Annotated in this window: 19 protein-coding genes; 8 read left to right on the top strand and 11 right to left on the bottom strand. The window is 72.9% G+C overall.

Annotated elements, in window-relative coordinates; translation table 11 throughout:
• Nucleotides 1–149 precede the first annotated feature (149 nt).
• Nucleotides 150–1,310 (bottom strand): ABC transporter substrate-binding protein, encoded by a 1,161-nt coding sequence (locus ACWGR4_RS25690; protein ID WP_452130372.1) that lies wholly within the window; start codon nucleotides 1,308–1,310, stop codon nucleotides 150–152.
• A gap of 172 nt (nucleotides 1,311–1,482) precedes the next feature.
• Nucleotides 1,483–2,532: an aldo/keto reductase gene (locus ACWGR4_RS25685; protein WP_380003747.1), complete on the bottom strand. Its 1,050-nt coding sequence runs from the start codon at nucleotides 2,530–2,532 to the stop codon at nucleotides 1,483–1,485.
• A gap of 178 nt (nucleotides 2,533–2,710) precedes the next feature.
• Here ACWGR4_RS25685 and ACWGR4_RS25680 point away from each other — a divergent pair, with 178 nt between their 5' ends.
• From ACWGR4_RS25680 to ACWGR4_RS25665, 4 genes are all read left to right on the top strand, one after another.
• A complete protein-coding gene (locus tag ACWGR4_RS25680; protein ID WP_452130361.1) occupies nucleotides 2,711–3,226 on the top strand; it encodes a MerR family transcriptional regulator in 516 nt (171 codons plus the stop codon).
• Nucleotides 3,227–3,259: 33 nt separating this feature from the next.
• Nucleotides 3,260–3,889 (top strand): TetR/AcrR family transcriptional regulator, encoded by a 630-nt coding sequence (locus tag ACWGR4_RS25675; RefSeq protein ID WP_380003745.1) that lies wholly within the window; start codon nucleotides 3,260–3,262, stop codon nucleotides 3,887–3,889.
• Between the two features lie 4 nt (nucleotides 3,890–3,893).
• Entirely contained in the window at nucleotides 3,894–4,619 is a 726-nt protein-coding gene (locus tag ACWGR4_RS25670) for a YqeB family protein (RefSeq protein WP_380003744.1), read from the top strand.
• 94 nt (nucleotides 4,620–4,713) lie between these two features.
• Nucleotides 4,714–5,004: a type II toxin-antitoxin system RelE family toxin gene (locus ACWGR4_RS25665; protein WP_380003743.1), complete on the top strand. Its 291-nt coding sequence runs from the start codon at nucleotides 4,714–4,716 to the stop codon at nucleotides 5,002–5,004.
• A 67-nt stretch (nucleotides 5,005–5,071) separates the two neighbouring features.
• Here ACWGR4_RS25665 and ACWGR4_RS25660 read toward each other — a convergent pair whose 3' ends face one another.
• The 4 genes from ACWGR4_RS25660 to ACWGR4_RS25645 form a co-directional block, all read right to left on the bottom strand.
• Nucleotides 5,072–5,860, bottom strand: coding sequence for a class I SAM-dependent methyltransferase (locus ACWGR4_RS25660; protein ID WP_452130360.1), 789 nt, complete (start codon nucleotides 5,858–5,860; stop codon nucleotides 5,072–5,074).
• 118 nt (nucleotides 5,861–5,978) lie between these two features.
• Nucleotides 5,979–7,271: an RNA polymerase sigma factor gene (locus ACWGR4_RS25655; RefSeq protein WP_452130359.1), complete on the bottom strand. Its 1,293-nt coding sequence runs from the start codon at nucleotides 7,269–7,271 to the stop codon at nucleotides 5,979–5,981.
• 5 nt (nucleotides 7,272–7,276) lie between these two features.
• Nucleotides 7,277–7,627 (bottom strand): YciI family protein, encoded by a 351-nt coding sequence (locus ACWGR4_RS25650; protein WP_395799394.1) that lies wholly within the window; start codon nucleotides 7,625–7,627, stop codon nucleotides 7,277–7,279.
• A gap of 134 nt (nucleotides 7,628–7,761) precedes the next feature.
• Nucleotides 7,762–8,367, bottom strand: a complete 606-nt coding sequence (locus ACWGR4_RS25645) for a TetR/AcrR family transcriptional regulator (protein ID WP_380003739.1) — start codon at nucleotides 8,365–8,367, stop codon at nucleotides 7,762–7,764.
• Between the two features lie 166 nt (nucleotides 8,368–8,533).
• On the opposite strand from ACWGR4_RS25645, the gene ACWGR4_RS25640 reads away from it, so the two are divergent.
• A complete protein-coding gene (locus ACWGR4_RS25640; protein WP_452130358.1) occupies nucleotides 8,534–9,202 on the top strand; it encodes an NUDIX domain-containing protein in 669 nt (222 codons plus the stop codon).
• Here ACWGR4_RS25640 and ACWGR4_RS25635 read toward each other — a convergent pair.
• The 3 genes from ACWGR4_RS25635 to ACWGR4_RS25625 form a co-directional block, all read right to left on the bottom strand.
• Nucleotides 9,199–10,116, bottom strand: a complete 918-nt coding sequence (locus tag ACWGR4_RS25635; protein ID WP_452130357.1) for an aminoglycoside phosphotransferase family protein — start codon at nucleotides 10,114–10,116, stop codon at nucleotides 9,199–9,201. The two genes, ACWGR4_RS25640 and ACWGR4_RS25635, sit on opposite strands and share 4 nt — an antisense overlap.
• A gap of 147 nt (nucleotides 10,117–10,263) precedes the next feature.
• Nucleotides 10,264–10,728: a hypothetical protein gene (locus tag ACWGR4_RS25630; RefSeq protein WP_452130356.1), complete on the bottom strand. Its 465-nt coding sequence runs from the start codon at nucleotides 10,726–10,728 to the stop codon at nucleotides 10,264–10,266.
• 73 nt (nucleotides 10,729–10,801) lie between these two features.
• Nucleotides 10,802–11,446: a TetR/AcrR family transcriptional regulator gene (locus ACWGR4_RS25625; protein ID WP_452130355.1), complete on the bottom strand. Its 645-nt coding sequence runs from the start codon at nucleotides 11,444–11,446 to the stop codon at nucleotides 10,802–10,804.
• A gap of 104 nt (nucleotides 11,447–11,550) precedes the next feature.
• Here ACWGR4_RS25625 and ACWGR4_RS25620 point away from each other — a divergent pair, with 104 nt between their 5' ends.
• Entirely contained in the window at nucleotides 11,551–12,498 is a 948-nt protein-coding gene (locus ACWGR4_RS25620) for an NAD-dependent epimerase/dehydratase family protein (RefSeq protein WP_452130354.1), read from the top strand.
• Nucleotides 12,499–12,592: 94 nt separating this feature from the next.
• On the opposite strand, the gene ACWGR4_RS25615 is transcribed toward ACWGR4_RS25620, so the two are convergent.
• Nucleotides 12,593–13,270, bottom strand: coding sequence for a class F sortase (locus ACWGR4_RS25615; protein WP_452134243.1), 678 nt, complete (start codon nucleotides 13,268–13,270; stop codon nucleotides 12,593–12,595).
• A complete protein-coding gene (locus tag ACWGR4_RS25610; RefSeq protein ID WP_452130371.1) occupies nucleotides 13,257–13,883 on the bottom strand; it encodes a hypothetical protein in 627 nt (208 codons plus the stop codon). Before ACWGR4_RS25610 ends, ACWGR4_RS25615 begins: the two co-directional genes overlap by 14 nt.
• Nucleotides 13,884–14,571: 688 nt before the next feature.
• Between ACWGR4_RS25610 and ACWGR4_RS25605 the strand changes: the two genes are divergently transcribed.
• Complete coding sequence (locus ACWGR4_RS25605) at nucleotides 14,572–17,337, top strand: SpoIIE family protein phosphatase (protein WP_452130352.1); 2,766 nt, start codon at nucleotides 14,572–14,574, stop codon at nucleotides 17,335–17,337.
• Nucleotides 17,338–17,381: 44 nt separating this feature from the next.
• Complete coding sequence (locus tag ACWGR4_RS25600) at nucleotides 17,382–19,538, top strand: SpoIIE family protein phosphatase (protein ID WP_452130351.1); 2,157 nt, start codon at nucleotides 17,382–17,384, stop codon at nucleotides 19,536–19,538.
• The last annotated feature ends 117 nt before the right edge of the window (nucleotides 19,539–19,655 follow it).

The raw sequence follows: 19,655 nt of genomic DNA, 5'->3' as shown, positions 1-19,655 counted from the left end.
GCAACGACCCACGCCGTACGGGCCGTACCCGCCGGACCGGCCGAATCACCCGCACGGCCGGAGCCGGCGGCATCGGCGGACCCCGGCGGAACGACACCCTCACCCGCACGACGGCGATTCCGCAGCTCGGACACCGAACGCACCCGCGCCTACCCCGCAGCCGGCGCGGAAGCGGAAGCCGAAGGGGCAGCCGTCCCGGGCCCGGCCCCGGACCCCGCCCCGGGCGCGGCCCCCGCCCCCGGCTCGACCAGATCCGGATGAATCCGGCCCGCGATCTCCCGCACCGTGTCCGCGTTCCGCACCCCCGCGATCGTCGTCCGCTCCGACCCGACCCGGACGAACTTCGCGTCCCTGACCGCCGGCAGCCCCTTCGTCGCATCGAACGTGCGCAGGAAACGTTCCGCCTCGTCGAACGCCTTCGCGTTGGCCTCCGCGCTGCCCTTGTCCCGCACGCCGAGCTGGATCCACTCCGGGTTCCTTCCGACCACGTCCTCCCAGGACACCGGCTTGAAGTCGCCGGCACAGTCGGCGAATACGTTGCGCGCGCCCGCCTGGGTGATCACCGCGTTGGCGACCTGCTTTCCGCAGACCGCGATCGGCTGCTTGGTCCCGGCGTCGAAGTCGAAGAAGAAGTACGTCGGCCGCCGATCCTGCGGCAGGCCGGCGAGCGCGCCGCGAACCGTGCCGACGGTCTGCCGCATGCCCGCGACCAGTTCCTCCGCCCGGGCCGAAGTGCCGGTGACCGCGCCGAGTTGCCGGATGTCGGCCTCGACCTCGGTCAGATCCTCCTGCGCGCCCGCACGTTTACTCGCACACGCGGTGGACTTGAGGTAGATGTGCTTGATCCCGGCCGCCGCGAACTCCTTCGGCGACGGCCCGGAGCCCATCGCCCCCATACCGCTCATGTCGGCGAAGGTGTCGATGTACAAGTCGGCGCCCGAGGCGAGCAGTTTCTCCTTGGGGATGACCATGTCGCCGAGCACCTCGACCCGTTCGGCCTGCGCGGCGAACGGTGCCGGCATGGTGCCCTTGCCCGGCGGGAAACCGGTACCCACCACACGATCGCCCGCGCCGAGCCAGAACAACATCTCCAGGCTGGACGCATTGCTCGTGACCACCTTCTTCGGCGCCGCGGTGAACGTCGTCTCGGCCCCGGCGCAGTCGGTCACCTTCACCGGGAACCCGGCCGACCCGGCGTCGCCCGACCGTGCCGCCGAGGCGGACGCCCCCGACCCCACCTCGGCCGTCTTGTCGGAGTCACCGCCGCACCCCGCCGCGAACAACGCCACCACGGCGGCCACGCCGCACACTTTGCTCGCCCGCACAGATTCGCTCCCCGGAAGTACCGTCAGGCGGTCCGCGAAGGCGGACCCGGGGAGTCAGTCGGGCGGGACGCCCGGGAAGTTCCCGAGGTGAGCGGGTTCGACACCGAAGAGAACCGGGGTGCGGCACCGAAGAGAGCGAGTTCGGCGCCGACACGCGTCACCCCGCCGCCCGCTCCGCCACCGCCCGCCGCCGCAGCTCACTGCGGGCCACCGCCGGATGGGTCCACGCGCCGTCCGGGTGGTAGACGTTCGTCCCCGGCGGCACGATCTCGTCGATCCGGTCCAGCGTCGCGTCGTCCAGCACCAGCGAGGCGCCCTTGATCGCCGCCATCGCCTGCTCCATGGTGCGCGGCCCGATGACGACCGAGGTCACCGCCGGGTGCGCGGTCGGGAACGCCACCGCCAGCTCCGGCAGCGTGCAGCCGATCTCCCCGGCCAGCTCGACCAGTCGCTCGACGATGTCGAGCTTGGTGACGTTCACCGGCAGGGTCGGATCGAACCGTCCGGGGTTGAGCCGGGCCCGACCCGAGGTCAGGTCGATCGGCGCGTCCTTGCGATAGCGGCCGGTGAGGAACCCGGAGGCGAGCGGACCCCAGGTCAGTACGCCCATGCCCAACCGCTCGCACACCGGGAGCAGCGACGCCTCGATGCCCCGGGCCAGGATCGAATACGGCGGCTGCTCGGTCCGGAACCGGTACAGCCCACGCCGCTCCGCCACGTGATACGCCTCGACCACGTCCTCGGCGGGGAACGTCGAGCAGCCGAACGCCCGGATCTTGCCCTGCCGGACCAGATCGGTCAGGACGGCCAGGGTCTCCTCGATGTCGGTCGAGTCGTCGGGGCGGTGGATCTGGTAGAGGTCGATGCGATCCGTCCCGAGCCGACGCAGGCTGTCCTCGACCGCGGTCAGGATCCAACGCCGCGAGTTGCCGCCACGATTGACACCTTCGCCCATCGGAAAGTGCCCCTTGGTGGCCAGCACCACGTCGTCGCGGCGACCGCGCAGCGCCTTGCCGACGATCTCCTCGCTCTCGCCGGCCGAGTACATGTCGGCCGTGTCCACGAAGTTGATGCCCTGGTCCAGCGCGGCGTGCACGATCCGGACGCAGTCGTCGTGATCGGGGTTGCCCACCGCGCCGAACATCATCGTGCCGAGCGCCTGCACGCTGACGTGCATCCCGGTGCGGCCGAGCGGGCGGTATCGCATGGTCGTGCTCCTTGTTCCTGGGTTCCCGGCCGGGGTCCCCCGACTGCCGGTGATACCCGGTGGCGGGCACGCTCGTACGGCCCGACCCGCCCCTCGGCGGGCCGGCGCGAGGCCCGCTCCGGTGCCCGGAAATCTATGAGCTGGACCCGACTCCAGGTCAAGCCCCATCCTGAGGCACGTGACGGAGAACCCCGGGAACAACCCCACGCACGACCGGCCGGCCGAACACCCGGGCGGCGACGCCCCGGACACCACCGGCGACCTGAGCATCGGCGAGGTCGCCGCACGTACCGGCCTGACCATCGACACCCTGCGCTTCTACGAACGCGAGGGCATCCTGGCCAACCCGGTCCGGCGCGGCCCGGGCGGACGCCGCCGCTACGCCGAACACGACATCGCCTGGCTGAACATGTGCATCGTCCTGCGCGGCTCCGGCATGCCCATCCCGGCCATCCGCCACTACACCGAGCTGGCCCGCGCCGGCGAGGGCACCGAACGCGAACGCCTGGCCATCCTCCGCGAGCACAAGTCCCGAATCGCCGGCCAGATCGCCCAACTGCACCAGTGCATGGACCTGATCGGCTACAAGATCGGCGTCTACGAGGACTACCTCGCCGAATCCGAATCCCACTTCGACTCCGAATCCGAATCCGAGCCGGCAGATGCCGAAGGCAACACCGATGCTATTCTCTGACTGACCGATCAGTCATGGAAAGGCGGCGATCCCGTGGCCCGCACCACGGACCCCGAACGAGTCGCCCAGCGGCGCGAAACGATCGCCGTCGCCGCCGCCGCGCGCTTCGCGGAGCAGGGGTTCGAGGCGACCACCGTGGCCGACATCGCCCGGGCCGCCGGGATGAGCGCGGCGAGCGTCTTCTACTACTTCCCCGACAAACGCGCCGTCTTCCGGGCCGTCTTCGAACGCGACCTGCCCCTCTCGCGCACGCTGATGGACCGCCACGCCGGCGCCGCGCACCCCGCGGAAGCGATCGTCGACCTGGTCACCGACCTGGCCGCCGACGCCCGGGACCCGCACGCGGCCGGCATCCTCGTCGAACTGCTGCGCCAGGTCGACCGGGATCCCGAACTGGTCGAGGTGATCGCCCGCACCGAAGCCGTGATCCAGGAGGGCCTGGTCGGCCTGATCACCCGTGGCATCGCCGACGGCACCATCGACGCCGCACTCGACCCGGCCGAGGCGGCCGGCTGGATCCGGAACCTGGTCGACGCGGTCTACCTGGGCGCCCACCCCGACCGCGACGCGACACCGGCCCTGCGCCGCACCGTTGCCCGCTACCTGGCCCCGGAGCCGAATCCCGACCCGACGAACAACACACGAGAAAGCGAGACGAAGTAAGACCATGGACGCGACAGCGGTCGACAAACAAGCCGTCACGATCCGAATGCCCCGGCTGTGGCTGTGGCTGATCGGCGTCGGCGCCGCCCTGCTCGGCTTCGGCGCGGGATTCGGGGTGGGGCCGCTGGTACGCGCCCTGCTGGATCTGACCGGCTCGGCCCCCGCCCCGCTGCGTCTGGCCGCGCGCCTGCCGACGGTGTGGGCGGTACCGGCGCTGACCCTGCTCGGCGCCGCGATCGGCGCCTGGATGGCGGCCGTCGCACACCGGGAGAGCCCCGTGGTGACGGTGACCGCCGACCACATCGCGATCCACGTGGACGGTGCCGGCCTCCAGGTGCGTCGGGACCGGATCGACGCCGTGTTCACCGACGGCCGGGACCTGGTCGCCCTCGACGCCGCCGAGACCGAACTGATCCGGGTCCGCGCCGGCGACCTGTCCGCCGAGCACCTGCGCGACGCCTTCACCCGCTTCGCCTATCCCTGGCGCGGTACGACCGACCCGCGCGAGGCGGACTTCACCCCCTGGGTCGACGGCACCCCCGACCTGGACGAAGCCGCGCACGCCCTGCTGCGCACCCGCAAGCGTGCCCTGACCGACAAGCACCCCGGTGCGGCGGAGCAGGCCCTGGACGATCTCCGCTCCCGAGGCCTCGCCGTCCGCGACCGCAAGGGCGTCCAGCAGTACCGCCGCCGCAGCCGTCCGCAGCGCCCCGAGGCACCCGAAGGCTGACCCGAGCCGCCACCCGCCCCGCCCCGGTCTGGTCAGCGCGTCGGCCGGCGGCTACCGTCCCCTCAGGACCGGAACGCCAACGGAGGGGAGCGCCGTGAAGGCTCATCCGAGCGGCCCGTACCGCGTGGAGTACACGGAGACGGCCGCCGCCGTCCGCGACTCGCTGCCGCCCGAGCGGCGCGCGCAGCTCACCAAGGCCCTCCAGGTACTCGCCCGCGACCCGTACACCAAGGCGTCCGCCCCGATCGGCCCCGACGACGACACCCGCCAGGCGATGGTGGCACCGGCCCTGCTCATCGAGTACGGCGTCCTGCGCGGCGTCATGGTCGTCGTCGTGGTGACGGTCCTCGACGGCATGGAATTCCTCGGCGACACCGAGGACTGACCGAGGACCGGGCGAGGACTGACCCAGGACGGGGGGAACACCGCACCTCCACCGACCCGAAGCCCGCTCAGCGACGCGCCACCAACATCCGCGCCCGCGGCTCGTGATGCCACTCCCCCGCCACGGCCCGACGCAGGAACTCCTCGCGCAGTTCGGCCATGAACGCCTCGCCCCGGGCCAGGGTCAGCGCGCGCAGCGGACCGGAGCGGGTGAACGCGTCGAAGAAGGCCGCCGCGTCCGGGTGGGACATCGGGTACACCAGGTCCACGTCCCGCTCGATGGTCGCGCCCCGCCCCGTGATCGCGGCGAGCAGGCGCCCCTCCCAGGAGCGGTCGGACGCCGGCATCCGGGCCCGGATCACCTCGCCGAGCAGCGCGAACGGGCCGGTCTCCTCGATCCCGTCCGGCCAGAAGACCACCGCGAGCCGACCGCCCGGACGCAGCGCCCCGACCCACGATGCGAGCGCGTGATCCGGCTCGGGCAACTGCTGGAGCCCGAACACCGACACGATCGCCGCACACCGGCCCGACCATCGCGCGTCCAGGGTCGAGGCGTCGCCTTCGACGACCGTGACGCCGGGCCGGCCGGCCACCCGTTCCCGAGCCAGTCGCACCATGCCCGGGGACAGGTCGATGCCGACGATCTCCCGGGCGTCGAAGTCCTCGGTCAGCAGTTCGAGTTCGGGAAACGTGCCACAACACGGCACCAGGATCGGCCCGTCCGGCAACGACCCGACCGCGGTCACCGCCGCTCGTACCCACGGCGCGAATCGGGGCACGAAGTAGGACTCGTACCCCTCCGCGGCCTCGTCCCAGCCCCGTGCCACCCGCGCCAGCCGCTCGGCCCGATCCTCCACGCCCGCCACCCCTCGCCACGACCACCCGGGCAATACCCGCCCGGGACGGCCGACCCCGACCGCGCCCCCATGATCCCGCCGGCCCCGCCGACACCCGCCCGAGCCGCGCCGACGAACCTCACCTGTCCCGCGAACCGGCCTCCGCCGCCGCCAGTCCCCGCAACAAATGCGCCCGTTCCGGATCCGTGCCCACCTGCTCCAACGCCTCCCGATAGGCCACCGCCGCCTCGGCGAACCGCCCGCACCGGTACAACAGCTCCGCCCGCGCCGCCGGATACGGATGATGCCCCCGCAATCTCGGCTCGTCCGCCAGCGCGTCCAGCAGCGCCAACCCCGCTTCCGGCCCGTCCCGCATCGCCACCGCCACCGCCCGGTTCAGCGCCACGATCGGCGACGGCGTGAGCGCGAACAACACGTCGTACAGTGCCACCACCTGCGGCCAGTCCGTCGTGGTCGGATCCGCCGCCTCGTCGTGCAGCGCGGCGATCGCGGCCTGCACCCCGTACCTACCGGGCGGCCCACCCGTCAGCGCCACCCGGACCAGCTCCCGGCCCTCCTCGATCATCGCCCGGTCCCACCGCCCCCGGTCCTGATCGGCCAACAACACCAATGCCCCGGCCGCATCGACCCGCGCCGCGCGGCGCGCGTGGATCAGCAACATCAGCCCGAGCAGCCCGGCCGGCTCCCGTTCGGCGGGCAGCAGCCGGCGCAGGATCCGGGCCAGCCGGATCGCCTCCTCCGCGAGGTCCGACCGCTGCAACATCGGCCCCGAACTGGCCGCGTACCCCTCGGTGAAAATCGAGTAGAGCACCTGGAGCACCCCCGGCAACCGGGCCGGCAACTCGTCCACGCCGGGCACCCGGAACGGGATGCGGGCCTCGCGGATCTTCTTCTTCGCCCGGACGATCCGCTGGGCCATGGTCGCGGTCGGCACCAGGTACGCGCGGGCCACCTCGGGTGTGGTCAGCCCGGCCAGGCAGCGCAGCGTCAGCGCCCCGCGGTCCTCGGCGGGCAGGGCGGGATGCGCGCAGGTGAAGAACAGCTGGAGGCGCTCGTCGGGCAATTCGCCGTCGGCATCGGCCGCGGGCGCCGGATCGGCCCGGTCCGCCTCCACCTGCAACACGGCCAGCCGCGCGGCGTACGTCCGGTCCCGACGCAGCCGGTCCACCGCCCGCCGCCGCGCGGTGGTCAACAACCAGGCGCCGGGGCGCGTCGGTACGCCGTCGACCGGCCAGTGCACCAGCGCGGCCTCGATCGCCTCCGAGGCGACCTCCTCGGCCAGGTCCAGATCACCGAAACGGCGCGCGAGGGAGGCAAGCAACCGGCCCCGCTCCTCGCGGAACACCGATTCCACCGAGGCGTCCACGCCCGCCCTCCCGGGTTCGTCGGGGCCGGCGGCTCGCTCGTCCATCGCGGTCAGACCGAGAAGTCGGCGATCGGCCGGACCACCATCGCGCCGCTGCCCCGCGCCCCGGGACACCGCGCGGCCCAGTCCAGCGCGACGTCCAGATCGGGCACGTCGATAACGTAGAACCCGCCCAGCACCTCCCGGGACTCCGCGAACGGCCCGTCGGTCACGATCCGCTCACCGGCCTCGCCGACCCGCACCGTGGTCGCGGTGACCAGATCCGCCAACGACTCCCCGGACACGAAGATGCCCGCGTCCTTGACTTCCTTGTCGTAGGCCATCCACTCCTCGACGCCGCACTCGGGGGCCCCGCCCTCCGCGTCGACCGCACCGCTGTGGATCAGCAACATGTATTTCATGGTCCGACTCCGTTTTGTCCGATGGTGTCCCGCCCGGCAGCCCGGGCCGGCCTGCCGCACACCAGGACGACGAATGAGAGACGGCCGGATCGACACGACCGACGAAACTTTTCTCGCCGCCCCTGGCGCGTGCGCTACCCCTCGCCCAACCCGTCGATCCACTCCAGCAGCCGCGCCCCCTGCACGACCATGATCTCCGGATCCCGGAGCGTGTTGGTCAGCAACGACATGCCCTGGTACGCGCCGACCAGGGCCATCGCCAGCTCACGCGCGTCGTCCCCGCGTCCCATCGCCCGGAACTGTTCCCCGGCCCAGTCCAGCAGCAGCCGCATGACGTCGGCGGCGAGCCGAGCCGGTTCGTCCTCGCGCTTGTCCAACTCCGACACCAGCGTGCCGAACGGACACCCGTACCGCACCGCGAGGTCGCGCTCCCCCACCCAGCCCTCGACCAGGGCACGCAACCGCTCGCGCGGGGTGGGCAGTTCGGCCAGGGCCGCGATCAGTTCGCGCAGCCGCCGCTCGTGGTCGCCGACCGCGGCCTCGACGAGTTGGTCCTTGGTCCGGAAGTAGTAGTAGACGTTGCCCACCGGCACGTCGGCCTCGGCGGCGATGTCGGCCAGTGTGGTCCGCTCGACCCCCTGCCGATACACGACCTGCGCGGTCGCCGCGACCAACCGCTCCCGCTTGCCGGGCCTGCCGTCGGCCCGGCTCCGGCTCTTCTTCTGCACCGAGTCAGTCATCTCACTAACGACTATAGACAGGCCCGCGGCAACCCCCTGCCCCCGAACGCCACCGCACGTCTCCCGAGGCCCGGCCGGCATCCTGGCACCCCGACCCGACCACCCGGACCCACCTCGCCACGCCTCGCCTCACTCCTCTCCACCGCACGAGACGAAAGGTCACCCGATGACCGACGGCATCGACACCCCCGACCGGCGCGGTCGCACCGGCCTCGACCGCTACGGCCGCGACCTCACCCGCAACCCGAGGGTGCGGATCCACGACGTGGAGGTGTTGTCCTGCGACTGGTATGTGCTGCGCAAGACCACCTTCGACTACCGACATGCCGACGGTCACTGGAGCCGCGAGCAGCGCGAGAACTACGACCGGGGCGACGGCGCCACGATCCTGCTCTACGACGTGGAGCAGCGCACGGTGTTGCTGACCCGCCAGTTCCGGCTGCCCGCCTACGTCAACGAGCACCCGGACGGCTTCCTGATCGAGACCGCCGCCGGCCTCCTCGACGGCGACGCCCCCGAGGAGGCCATCCGCCGCGAGGCGGCCGAGGAGACCGGACACGTCGTCGGTACGCCCGAACACGTCTTCGACGTCTACATGAGCCCGGGTTCGGTCACCGAGCGGGTGCACTTCTTCGCCGCCCCGTACGGCCCCGGCACGGCCGCCGGCCTCGGCGGCGGGATCGCCGCCGAGGGCGAGGACATCGACACCCTGGAACTGCCGTTCACCGAGGCGTTGGCGATGATCCGGGACGGTCGGATCGCGGACGCCAAGACCATCATGCTGCTGCAATGGGCGGCCCTGGACGGCCCGTTCCGCCCGAAGGACACGGCTTAACGACGCAGCAGGGCCTCGGCGAGTGCGACCTGGGCCGGATCGAGGGCGGTGTTGCCGTCCTCGACGTCCCACAGCGCGTTCTGCAGGATCCGGCCGAGGGTCCAGCCGACGGCGCGTTGTCGGTCCAGGCCGACCACCTCGGTGAGTCGGTCGAAGCGGCGGTACACCGTGCGGGCCACGTCGCCCGTCGCGACGACCTCGGACAGGCGGCTGTCCAGCGCCGGCCACAGGTCGAAGCCGGGGTCGCCGGCCAGTGGTTCGGGATCGATGGCCAGCCACGGCTCGCGCTCGCCGGCCAGGATGTTGTCGTAGTGCAGGTCCCAGTGCAGCAGGCGATCGCCGGGTTCGTCGACGAGTTCGGCCACGGCCGACGCGCAGGTGCGCACGAGCCGGCGTTCGGTCGGGTCGGCCAGCGCCGCCACCGCGCGGGGGGTGTCGTCGAGCATGGCCGCGGCGATGTCGGCCAGTCGGCGCATCCCGGCGGGCGCCGGTACCGCGACCAGGCGGGCCATCAGCTCGGCGAGGGTCTGTGTGGCGACGGCGTCGTCGGGCAGCGCCGCCAACGTGCGCGTCGCGTCGAGGCGTTCGAGGAGTTGGGCGTCGGTGTCCGGGTCGTGGTCGAGCAGGCGCACGATGCCGTCGCCCCGCCAGGCCCGCAGGCCGGGCACGACGCCGGCGTTGTCCTCGGCGACCTGCTGGAGCCGCAGTACGGCGGGCGTACCGTCGGCGTGGGTCACCGGGAGCACGACGGCGGCCATGCCGTGGGCGACGGGGCCGTCCGGACGCAGGGACCAGCGGTCCATGACGTCGGCGGCCAGGGTCGGCAGTGCGGCGATCCAGGCTCGACCGGCGGCGGTCCCGCCGTGCGCCGCGGCGAACGTGTCGGGGACGTCGAGGGGTGTCGACGTGGTCATTTCGGTTGTCTCCTTCGTGAGATCCGGGTTTCATGCGGGTCCGAAGGAGTCGCGGGGGTGCCCGGGGCGCGGGCAGGCGTCAACGCATGTCGTGCAGCCTATCCACCGGTCGCGGAACCCGGGTGGGAGGCCGGACGCGGAGCCGGGTCAGGCCACATCGCGCAACATGCGTCCGGCGTAGACGTCGCTCACGTGTCCGCGCAGGTGTGCCCAGACCGCGACGGAGCAGGGGAACTCGCTGTCCCCATAGGCGATGTAGATGGTTTCCTCGCGTCGGAACAGGCCGTGTTCGGCGTCCTGTGGCTCCGGCCACTCGCGGACCACGGCGGCGGCGTGCTCGGCGTCGACGCAGCGCAACGGCACCACGGCCAGGCGCTCGTACTCTCTGGGCACGGTGTGCGCGATGACCTGGACGTCGCCCATGTGCCGACCGAATGCCCGCAGGTGATCGGCGCGTGCCCAGGGGCGGTTGGACTCCCAGGTACCGCACGAGCACCTGGCGCGCGTGGCGACGAAACCGAGTGCGTGGTGGTCGCCGGGGTAGATGGTGAACTCGATTCGGTGGCGGTCGAGGCGCACCAGCGGGTCCTGGGTGTAATTCGGCATGCTCATGAGGGTTCCCCCGAGGTGAGGTCGCGTGGTAATGGGACGAGCGTAGGCAAGCCCACCGACAACGGCGACCGGATTATTCGGCTTCCGTTCGGTGGACGTTCGGTGGACCCTCCTCCCCGGCCGGCTCGGGGCGATGGCCGCGACACGCGGCCTCCAGGGCCAGGCGCCAGCGGCGGTCGGCGCACTCCTCGTCGCCCAGCGCGCCGCGCAGTTCCAGACTGGCCAACCCGTGGACGAGGGCACTCATGTGGGCGGCGATGTCCGCCGGGTCGGCGGGCCCGAACCGGCCGGCGTCCACACAACGGGCGACCGCGCGCAGCAGCGTGTCGTGGGTGCCGCCGATCCGGGCCAGGTCCGCCTCGTCGGGGCGGAATTCGGCGATCGGTCGGCCGAACATCAGATCGTAGCGGTGCGGATTGGCCCGGGCCGCGGCGCGGTAGGCGTGGCCCAGGGCCAGCAGATCGGCCTCGGGGTCGCCGTCCACCGGCACCAGGGCGAACCGCTCCTCCAGCGCCGCGAAGCCGTCCAGGAACATCGCGCGCAGCAGGCCCGCCTTGTCCTCGAAGAGGTTGTAGACGGCGGTCGTCGAGGTGCCCACCTCGTGGGCGACCCGCCGGGTGCTGAGCGCCTGTGGACCCTCGGTGGCGAGCAGTCGACCGGCGGCGTCGATCAATGCGCGACGCAGTTCGTCCCAATCGCGCGTACGTGGCCGTCCCATGTTGACAACTGTAACGCAACGCTGTTACATAACGCTGTAATCAAAGTCACCCTCGCCGCGACGGGTCGTCCGCCGCCGCATCGGGGCCACTCTCGGGAGTCCACATGTCCACCGCGTCCGAACTGCACGTGGTCCTCGGCGCCGGCGGTGCCGTCGGCGCCACACTCGTCGACGAACTGCACGCTCGCGGCCGGCGGATCCGGGCCGTCAACCGCAGCGGCGGGCTCACCGTGCCCGAGGGCGTCGAGGTGGTGCGCGGCGATGTCACCACGCCGGACGGCGCGACCGCCGCGTGCGCCGGGGCCGCGGTGGTGTACCACTGCGCGGCGCCGGCCTATACGGCCTGGGTGAGCGAGTTCCCGCCGCTGACCGAAGCGATCCGCCGGGGCGCGGCGGCGGCCGGGGCCAAGCTGGTGTTCGCCGACAACCTCTACATGTACGGGCCGGTGAGCGGCGCGATGACGGAGGACCTGCCCTACGCCGCGGAGAACCCCAAGGGGCGGGTGCGGGCCACGATGGCACGGTCGTTGCTGGCCGCGCACGAGGCCGGCGAACTGCGGGTGGCGATCGGGCGGGCCTCCGACTACTTCGGGCCGCGCGGGGTGAACAGCACGGTGGGCGACACGGTGTTCGGCGCCGCGGTGCGGGGCAAGGTGGTGCGGTGGGTGGGCTCACCGGACCAGCCGCACTCGCTCAGCTACCTGCCCGACTTCGCCAAGGGGCTGGCGGTGCTCGGCGAGGACGCCCGGGCCGACGGCCGGGCCTGGCACGTACCCACGGCCGAACCGCTGACGGGCAAACAGTTCCTCGACCTGCTGTTCGCGGAACTGGGCCGCCCCGGCAAGTCCGCGGCGGTGGGCCACACCGCCCAGCGCCTACTCGGCCTGGTGAACCCGACGGTGCGCGCCCTGGGCGAAACCTGGTACCAACGCGACCGCCCCTTCGTCGTCGACTCCACAAGCTTCACCGACACCTTCGGCCCCCTCCCCCCGACCCCTCACGCAACGGCGATCGCCGAAACCCTGTCCTGGTTCCGCAAGGCCACCACCTGAGCCCACGACCCGCCCCCGTCCCGATCCCGCCTCACGGGGGCATGAGAGCGGGTCGGCATGGGGGCCATCGGGGCTGTCGGGGGCTACCCGGGGGCTATCGAGTGGCGGTCAAATGGGCAAAAACCACGACGTTCGCGGCGTAGCCGGTGCGTTTGTCGTAGTGGCCGCCGCAGGTGATCACGCGTAGTTCGGCGGCGTCGGTGGCGCCGTAGACGACGTCGTCCGGGAAGGCGTCCTTCGGGAAGGACCGGACCGCGTCGATGCTGAACACCGCCGTCTTGCGGTCCCGGCGCTGGACCTCGATCCGGTCGCCGACGCGCAGCAGGCCGAGCTTGAAGAACACGGCCGGGCCGGAGCGGGTGTCCGCGTGACCGACCGTGACCGCGTTGCCGCGAGCCCCCGGCGCGACTCCGTCGCGATACCAGCCGACCAGGTTCCTGTTGCCCACCGGCGGGGTGACCAGTCGGCGGTCCGGACCGGTGCCGAGCGTGCCCATCGGCGCGTTCACGCCGATCGCCGGGATCCGCATCCTGACCGGCACCGACTCCGGCAGCGGTGCGGCGTCCACCCGGCGCGGCCCGTCGGCGGGCACCCGAGCGTGCGGGACGGCGGCCACGTCCGCGACGGGAGCCGGCGGCCGATCGACGCCGCCGTCCCCCGAACCGTGGTGGACCAACCACAGTCCGGCGATCAGCGCCAGCGCGGTCGCTCCGGCCGCCAGCGGGCCGGAGCGACGGGCACGGTGCGCCGACCGTGTGTCAGGACGTGCCATCGCCCGTGGCCCGGCGACGACGGACGAGGTGGATCCCGAAGCCGGCGAGGGCGGCACCGGCCACCACCGCGCCGACGGTCACCTCGCCCGCGTCGAACGTCGAGGCACCGCCGCCGCCACCGGCGTTGACGCTGCCGGCCGGACGTCCGCCGGTGCTGCCGGCCGTGGTGACGCCACCGGTCGTCCCCGGGGGACAGTCGACCTTGAAGACCTTCTGCTTGCCCGTTCCGTTCTCGCCCGCGAAGGTCCACACGAGCTTGTACTGCCCGTTGGGCAGGGTGAGGGTCCCGGTGTGCCCGGTGCCGTCGGTGAGGGTGATCGAACCCCCGAGGACGGGGCCGTCGGCCTTGGGCGGCTGCGCGGCGATCGTGTAGGTGACCTGCTGCACGGTGTCGAAGTTGAACGCCGCCAGATTGAACAGGCAGACCTTGGGCTCGTCCCGCTGGTCGGTCGGCGAGGTGGTGCTCATGTGCACCTTGACGTCACCGTTGTCCCCCGGCGCCAGAGGCAACGCGTACGCCGGGCCGGCGCCGGCGAACACGGCGGCGCCCAGCGCGATCGCCGCGACGGTCGGCCGCCGGAGACGGGTGGTCGAACTGCGTAGGGATGGCATCACGATGGGCGCTCCACGATGAGGGCGAACGACATTGGTCGTATCACCTGAAAATGGGACATTCCGACCGTGCCGCCCGCACCCACTCCCCCCACATCGACACGCCCCACCCAGCCCCGTTTTCACCCGAACAACCCAACACCCCCACAGCCACCAGTCCCCATCCCCAATTCAGCCCACCCGGAGCCCAACGGGACCGAGCACGGCCGGACAAGGCCCGAACGGCGCCAAGCGCGGCCGGACCGGGGGCGGGCCGAGCGGGGGTAGGCGAAGGCCGGACGGGGCTGGGCGAGACCGATCCGAACCGGGCGGCGGCCGGGCAGAAGCCGAGCGGGAAGCCGCACGGGGCCGAGCGACGACCGGGCGGGGCCGAATGGGACCAGGCAACCGCCGGGCAGGGCCGAGCCGGACCCGGTGGGCCGGGTACGCCGGATAGCCCGGGCAGGCCGGGCGGGGGAAGGGGTCGGTGGGGGTGGGTGTGGCCTGGGTGGGAGTGGGCGGGAGCGGGGGCGGGTTGGTTGGGGAGTTGGAGGTTTGTTTGCTTCGGGTGCATTTGCCCGTTTGACATTGATTCCGGGCAGGCGTACTCCGAGACTAGGTGCGCGCAACCGGCGGACCGGTCGCTGCACCGGACCGGACGAGCTCGAGGTCGGGTGTTGTCGGGATTCGTGGGACGAGGGAGGCGCCGATGAGCGGAAGCGGTCCCGGGGCCGATACCGGGCCACTCTCCCTGCCCGTGATTCGGAGCGGCGCCGATCGTGACGACCACGTCGACGGGATCCTGGCCGACTGCTCCAATTGCCTGGACGCGGCGGTGCGGGCCACCGGGGCGTACGCCGGGGTGGTCTATCTGCGCTCGCCCGACCGCCGCTCGCTGGTTCTCGCCAAGGTCGCGGGCCTGGCCGTGTCCCTGCTCGGCCCGTGGAGCCGGGTCCCGGTCACGGGCGCGCTGCCCGCGCCGGAGGCGTACCGCACCGGCCGCATCGTGTTCCTGGCCGACGACGGCGACACCATGCGGCGCTTCCCGCAGCTGGCGCTCGGCATGCCGTACGCCTACGCGTCCGCCTCGGCCCCCGTCCGCGGCCGCGGCCGCGGCCGCGGCAACGGCAACGGCAACGGCGGCGAGACGTTCGGCGTGGTCACGCTGATGTGGCCCGCCTCCCCCGGGCGCGGACTGCCGGCCGCCCGAAGGCGCCGCCTGCGCGCGGCGGCCAAACGGCTCGGCAACGCCCTGAGCGCCCGCAGCGGTCCCGGCACCGACATCGCCTACGACGGTCCGCCGACCGTGACCCTGCTGCCCACCGACACCTTCCCGCTGATCCGGGTGGGCCTGTTCGACTGGAACGTGACCACCGGCGACTTCGACGCCGACGAGGAACTGTGCGAGTTGTTCGGCATCGCCCCGGCAGACTTCGACCGCCGCGCGGCCACGCTGGCCGCCCGGGTGGTCTCCGGCGGCGGGCGCGAGTTCCGCGAGGCCGCGCATCGGGCTGTGGAGACCGGGCGGGTACTGGCCTGGCGCCTCCAGGTGGCCGGCCCCGACGGCACGCGCCGGCCGCTGGAGGTGTGGGGGCGCATCCCCGAGGACGAGACCGGCGGCCGGGCCCGGCACCTGGTCGGCGCCGTCCTGGACCTCGGCACCGGGGCCGCCGCCGCGGAGGCCGTGGAGCGGCTGCGCGACGGCGTCTTCTCGCTCGACGGCGAGGGCCGGGTCACCTACGCCAGCCGCAACCTGGCCGACCTGCTCGGGGTGCGCCTGGAGGACGTACTCGGCCGCGCCCCCTGGGACGCGCTGCCGTGGCTCGCCGACCCGGCGTACGAGGACCGCTACCGGGCCGCGATGCTCTCCCAGCAACCCGGCTCGTTCCTGGCCCGCACCCCGCGCGACCGCTGGCTGTCGTTCTCGCTCTACCCCGACCCGTACGGCCTGACCGGCAAGGTGGTCCCGGTCGCCCCGCCGCCCGGCGCAAGCGAGGCGGCGGACGAAGCCGAGGCCGCTCGCCCGACCGGAGCGCCGGAGACCGAGGCCGCCCCGCCCAGGCTCGGCGCGATCTACCACGTGCTCCAGATGGCCGGCGCGCTCACCGAGGCCGTGTCCGTCGGCGAGGTGTGCGAGGTGGTCGCCGACCAGATCCTGCCCGCGTTCGGCGGCCGGGAGCTGGCCATCTACGTGGTCCGCGACAAACGTTTCTTCCTGGCCCTGGAAAGCGGCTACCCCGAGGGCTTCCTGGACCGCTTCGAGGGCGTCCCGCTGGACGCGGCGCTGCCCGGCGTGGAGGCGCTGACCCGGGGTGTACCGATCTTCATCGAGTCGGCGGAGGAGCTGACCGCGGCGTATCCCGGGATCCCGCTGGACGAGATGTCCACGTGGGCCTTCCTGCCGCTGATCGCCTCCGACCGGGCGGTCGGCAGCTGCATCCTCGGCTTCGACCGGCGGCACACGTTCACCCCCGAGGAGCGCTCGGTGCTCACCGCGCTGAGCGGCCTGATCGCCCAGGCCCTGGAGCGGGCCCGGCTCTACGACGCGGAATTCGCCCTCGCCCGGGGCCTGCAACACGCGCTGCTCCCGCACCGGCTGCCGACGCTGCCGAACCTGGAGGTGGTGGCCCGCTACCTGCCCGGCACCCAGGGCATGGAGATCGGCGGCGACTGGTACGACGTGATCGACACCGGCCGCGCGGTCGGCCTGGTGATCGGCGACGTCGAGGGGCACAGCGTGGCCGCGGCCGGCACGATGGGCCAACTGCGGAGCGCGGTACGGGCGTTCGCCACCGGGGGGCAGCGGCCCGACGAGGTGGTGAGCTGTACCAATCGGCTGCTCGCCGATCTGGATCCCGGCCTGTTCGCCAGCTGCTGCTACATCGAACTGGACCCGGAGAGCGGTCGGGCCGAGGCGGTCCGGGCAGGGCATCCGCCGCCGCTGCTGCGCGGTGCGGACGGCCGTACCCGGGTGGTCGAACTGCCCGGCGGCCCGCTGCTCGGGGTGGACCGGGCCGCCGAGTACCCGGTGACCCGAATGGCCCTGGAGCCCGGTTCGGTCCTGGCGCTGTACACCGACGGCCTCGTCGAGGAGGTGGGCGTGGACCTGGACCGGGGCATCGACCGCATGCGCGCCTCCCTCTCACACGCCGCCGACACCGCCCTCTCCGACGTGGTCGACCGCATGGTGCGCGACGCGGGCCGGCTGACCGAGCGGGCCGACGACGTGGCCGTACTGCTGACCCGCCGGCTGCGACCGATCCCGGGCATGGGCTCCGTCCCGAACGCGGGACCCGCCGCGAACGCAGGATCCCTCCCGAACGCGGGGCCCGCCCCGAACACGGCATCCATCGCAAACGCGGGGCCCGCCACGGGCACGGAACCCGTCGCGAACGCGGGGCCCGCCACGACCACGGGCCCCCTCCCGCACGCCGGCCCCGCCGCCGGCACGGGACCCGTCGCCGATCTGCGCTGAGCGGCAAACGCGCGACCATGGAATGAGGAGGACAGGAGGGCTTGATGGGCACACCGCACACCGCCGGTGCCGACGACGCCGGCGACGCCTCGTCCGCCGTGCCCTGGGGCGCGGACCGGGCACTCCTCGACCATCTGCTCAACCGGGCCCCCATCGGCATGGCGGTGGTCGATCGTGACCTGCGCTGCGTGTGGATCAACGACCAGCTCGAGGAGCGGGGCGGCATCCCGCGTGACAAACGCCTGGGCCGGCGGCTCAGCGAAGTGTTGCCCGGGCTGCCGGCGGAGCACATCGAGGCGCGGATGCGCGAGGTCCTGGCGACCGGGGTGCCGCTGATCGACCACGAGTACCAGGGCCGCACCGCCGGCGATCCGGAGCACGTGCACGCCTACTCGACCTCGTTCTTCCGCCTGGAGGACGGCGAAGGTCGCGCGGCCGGGGTCTGCTACCTGGTCATCGACGTCACCGACCGATGGCGGGCCCGGCAACGGCTGGCCCTGCTGAGCGACATAGGCGCCCGGATCGGCACCACCCTGGACGTGGCGCGCACCGCCCAGGAGCTGGCCGACGTCGCCGTCCCCGACCTGGCCGACTTCGTCGCGGTGGACCTGCTCGAACCGGTGCTCCGCGGCGTCGAGCCCGAGCCCGGCCCGGTCCGCCGGGCCAACCCCGACCTGATCCGGGTCGGCCAGCGCTCGGTGCGCGAGGGCCGGCACGGGAGCCCGGACGACGACCTCGTCGAGTCGATCGCCCGGATCGGCGAACGTGCCCCCGTGGCCCGCAACTCTCCCGGCGCCCGCTGCCTGGTCGACGGCAAGGCCGTACTCGAACCGCTCCTGGACCCGGACCTGCTGCCGTGGCTCGCGGAGGACCGCGTCTCCACGGACCGCACCCGCCGGGTGGGCCTGCACTCGATGATGGTCGTACCGATCCGGGCCCGCGGCACGATCCTCGGCGTGACGCACTTCTTCCGCCGCGACACCCCCGACCCGTTCGAGAGCGACGACCTGATCCTGGCCGAGGAGTTCGTCTCCCGCGCCGCGGTGTGCATCGACAACGCGCGTCGCTTCACCCACGAACACGCCGCCGCGCTGGCCCTGCAGCGCAGCCTGCTCCCGCACGGTCTGCCGCGGCAGACCGCGGTCGAGGTGGCCAGCCGCTACCTGCCCGCAGACGACCGGGCCGGGGTCGGCGGCGACTGGTTCGACGTGATCCCGCTGTCCGGCGCGCGCGTCGCGCTCGTGGTCGGCGACGTGGCCGGGCACGGCATGCACGCGGCGGCGACCATGGGCCGGCTGCGCGCGTCCGTCCACACCCTGGCCGACCTGGACATGTCCCCCGACGAACTGCTCGCCCACCTGGACGACCTGGTCATCCGGTTCGTCGACGAGGAGGGCACCGGCGAGGGCGGCGTGGACACCACCGCGCTGGGCGCGAGCTGCCTGTACGCGGTCTACGACCCGGTGAGCCGGCTGTGCACGATGGCCCGTGCCGGGCATCCGCCGCCCGCGCTGGTCCACCCCGACGGCACGGTGGAGTTCCCGGACCTGCCCACCGGGCCGCCGCTCGGGCTGGGCGGACTGCCGTTCGAGGCGGCCGAACTGGAACTGCCCGAGGGCAGCCTGCTCGTGCTCTACACCGACGGCCTGGTCGAGGGGCGCGATCGTGACGTCGAGTCCGGGATGGACCGGCTGCGCGCCTCGCTGGCCGACCCCGACCGGCCGCTGGACGAGTTGTGTCGGTCGGTGCTCGGCATCCTGCCGCAGAACCCGCCGCAGGACGACGTGGCGCTGCTGATCGCGCGTACCCGCAAGCTGGACTCCTCGAAGGTGGTGTCCTGGGACCTCCCGGCCGACCCCGCCTTCGTCGCCGAGGCCCGCACCCTGGCGGGCCGGCAGCTCGCCGAATGGGGGCTGGACGAGATCGCCTTCACCACCGAACTGGTGGTCAGCGAACTGGTCACCAACGCCATCCGCTACGCCTCCGGGCCGATCCGGCTGCGGCTGATCCGCGACGCCACGCTGATCTGCGAGGTGTCCGACGCGACCAGCACCACGCCCCGGTTGCGGCACGCGCGGACCACCGACGAGGGCGGGCGCGGGTTGTTCCTGGTCGCCCAGTTCACCCAGCGCTGGGGCACCCGCTACACCACCGACGGCAAGACGATCTGGGCGGAACTGCTGTTGTCCGGGCCGGAGTGAGCGCGCGGCTGCGGGCGGTCGTTCTCGACCCTCGCCGCGCGGCCCGGATCGGGTGCCGGCGGCCGTCCCCGGCCCGGATCGGGTGCCGGCGGCCGTCCCCGGCCCGTGTCGGCGGCC

The sequence above is a fragment of the Embleya sp. NPDC055664 genome, assembly GCF_053618075.1.
This window is presented reverse-complemented; position numbering and strand designations above follow the sequence as displayed.

Coding starts and splice junctions, on each gene's coding strand:
- ACWGR4_RS25625 (WP_452130355.1), bottom strand. CDS start 11,446: ATGGGACGGCCACGTACGCGCGATTGGGACGAACTGCGTCGCGCATTG.
- ACWGR4_RS25600 (WP_452130351.1), top strand. CDS start 17,382: ATGGGCACACCGCACACCGCCGGTGCCGACGACGCCGGCGACGCCTCG.
- ACWGR4_RS25620 (WP_452130354.1), top strand. CDS start 11,551: ATGTCCACCGCGTCCGAACTGCACGTGGTCCTCGGCGCCGGCGGTGCC.
- ACWGR4_RS25655 (WP_452130359.1), bottom strand. CDS start 7,271: ATGGACGAGCGAGCCGCCGGCCCCGACGAACCCGGGAGGGCGGGCGTG.
- ACWGR4_RS25650 (WP_395799394.1), bottom strand. CDS start 7,627: ATGAAATACATGTTGCTGATCCACAGCGGTGCGGTCGACGCGGAGGGC.
- ACWGR4_RS25685 (WP_380003747.1), bottom strand. CDS start 2,532: ATGCGATACCGCCCGCTCGGCCGCACCGGGATGCACGTCAGCGTGCAG.
- ACWGR4_RS25645 (WP_380003739.1), bottom strand. CDS start 8,367: ATGACTGACTCGGTGCAGAAGAAGAGCCGGAGCCGGGCCGACGGCAGG.
- ACWGR4_RS25635 (WP_452130357.1), bottom strand. CDS start 10,116: ATGACCACGTCGACACCCCTCGACGTCCCCGACACGTTCGCCGCGGCG.
- ACWGR4_RS25605 (WP_452130352.1), top strand. CDS start 14,572: ATGAGCGGAAGCGGTCCCGGGGCCGATACCGGGCCACTCTCCCTGCCC.
- ACWGR4_RS25610 (WP_452130371.1), bottom strand. CDS start 13,883: ATGCCATCCCTACGCAGTTCGACCACCCGTCTCCGGCGGCCGACCGTC.
- ACWGR4_RS25630 (WP_452130356.1), bottom strand. CDS start 10,728: ATGAGCATGCCGAATTACACCCAGGACCCGCTGGTGCGCCTCGACCGC.
- ACWGR4_RS25670 (WP_380003744.1), top strand. CDS start 3,894: ATGGACGCGACAGCGGTCGACAAACAAGCCGTCACGATCCGAATGCCC.
- ACWGR4_RS25615 (WP_452134243.1), bottom strand. CDS start 13,270: ATGGCACGTCCTGACACACGGTCGGCGCACCGTGCCCGTCGCTCCGGC.
- ACWGR4_RS25640 (WP_452130358.1), top strand. CDS start 8,534: ATGACCGACGGCATCGACACCCCCGACCGGCGCGGTCGCACCGGCCTC.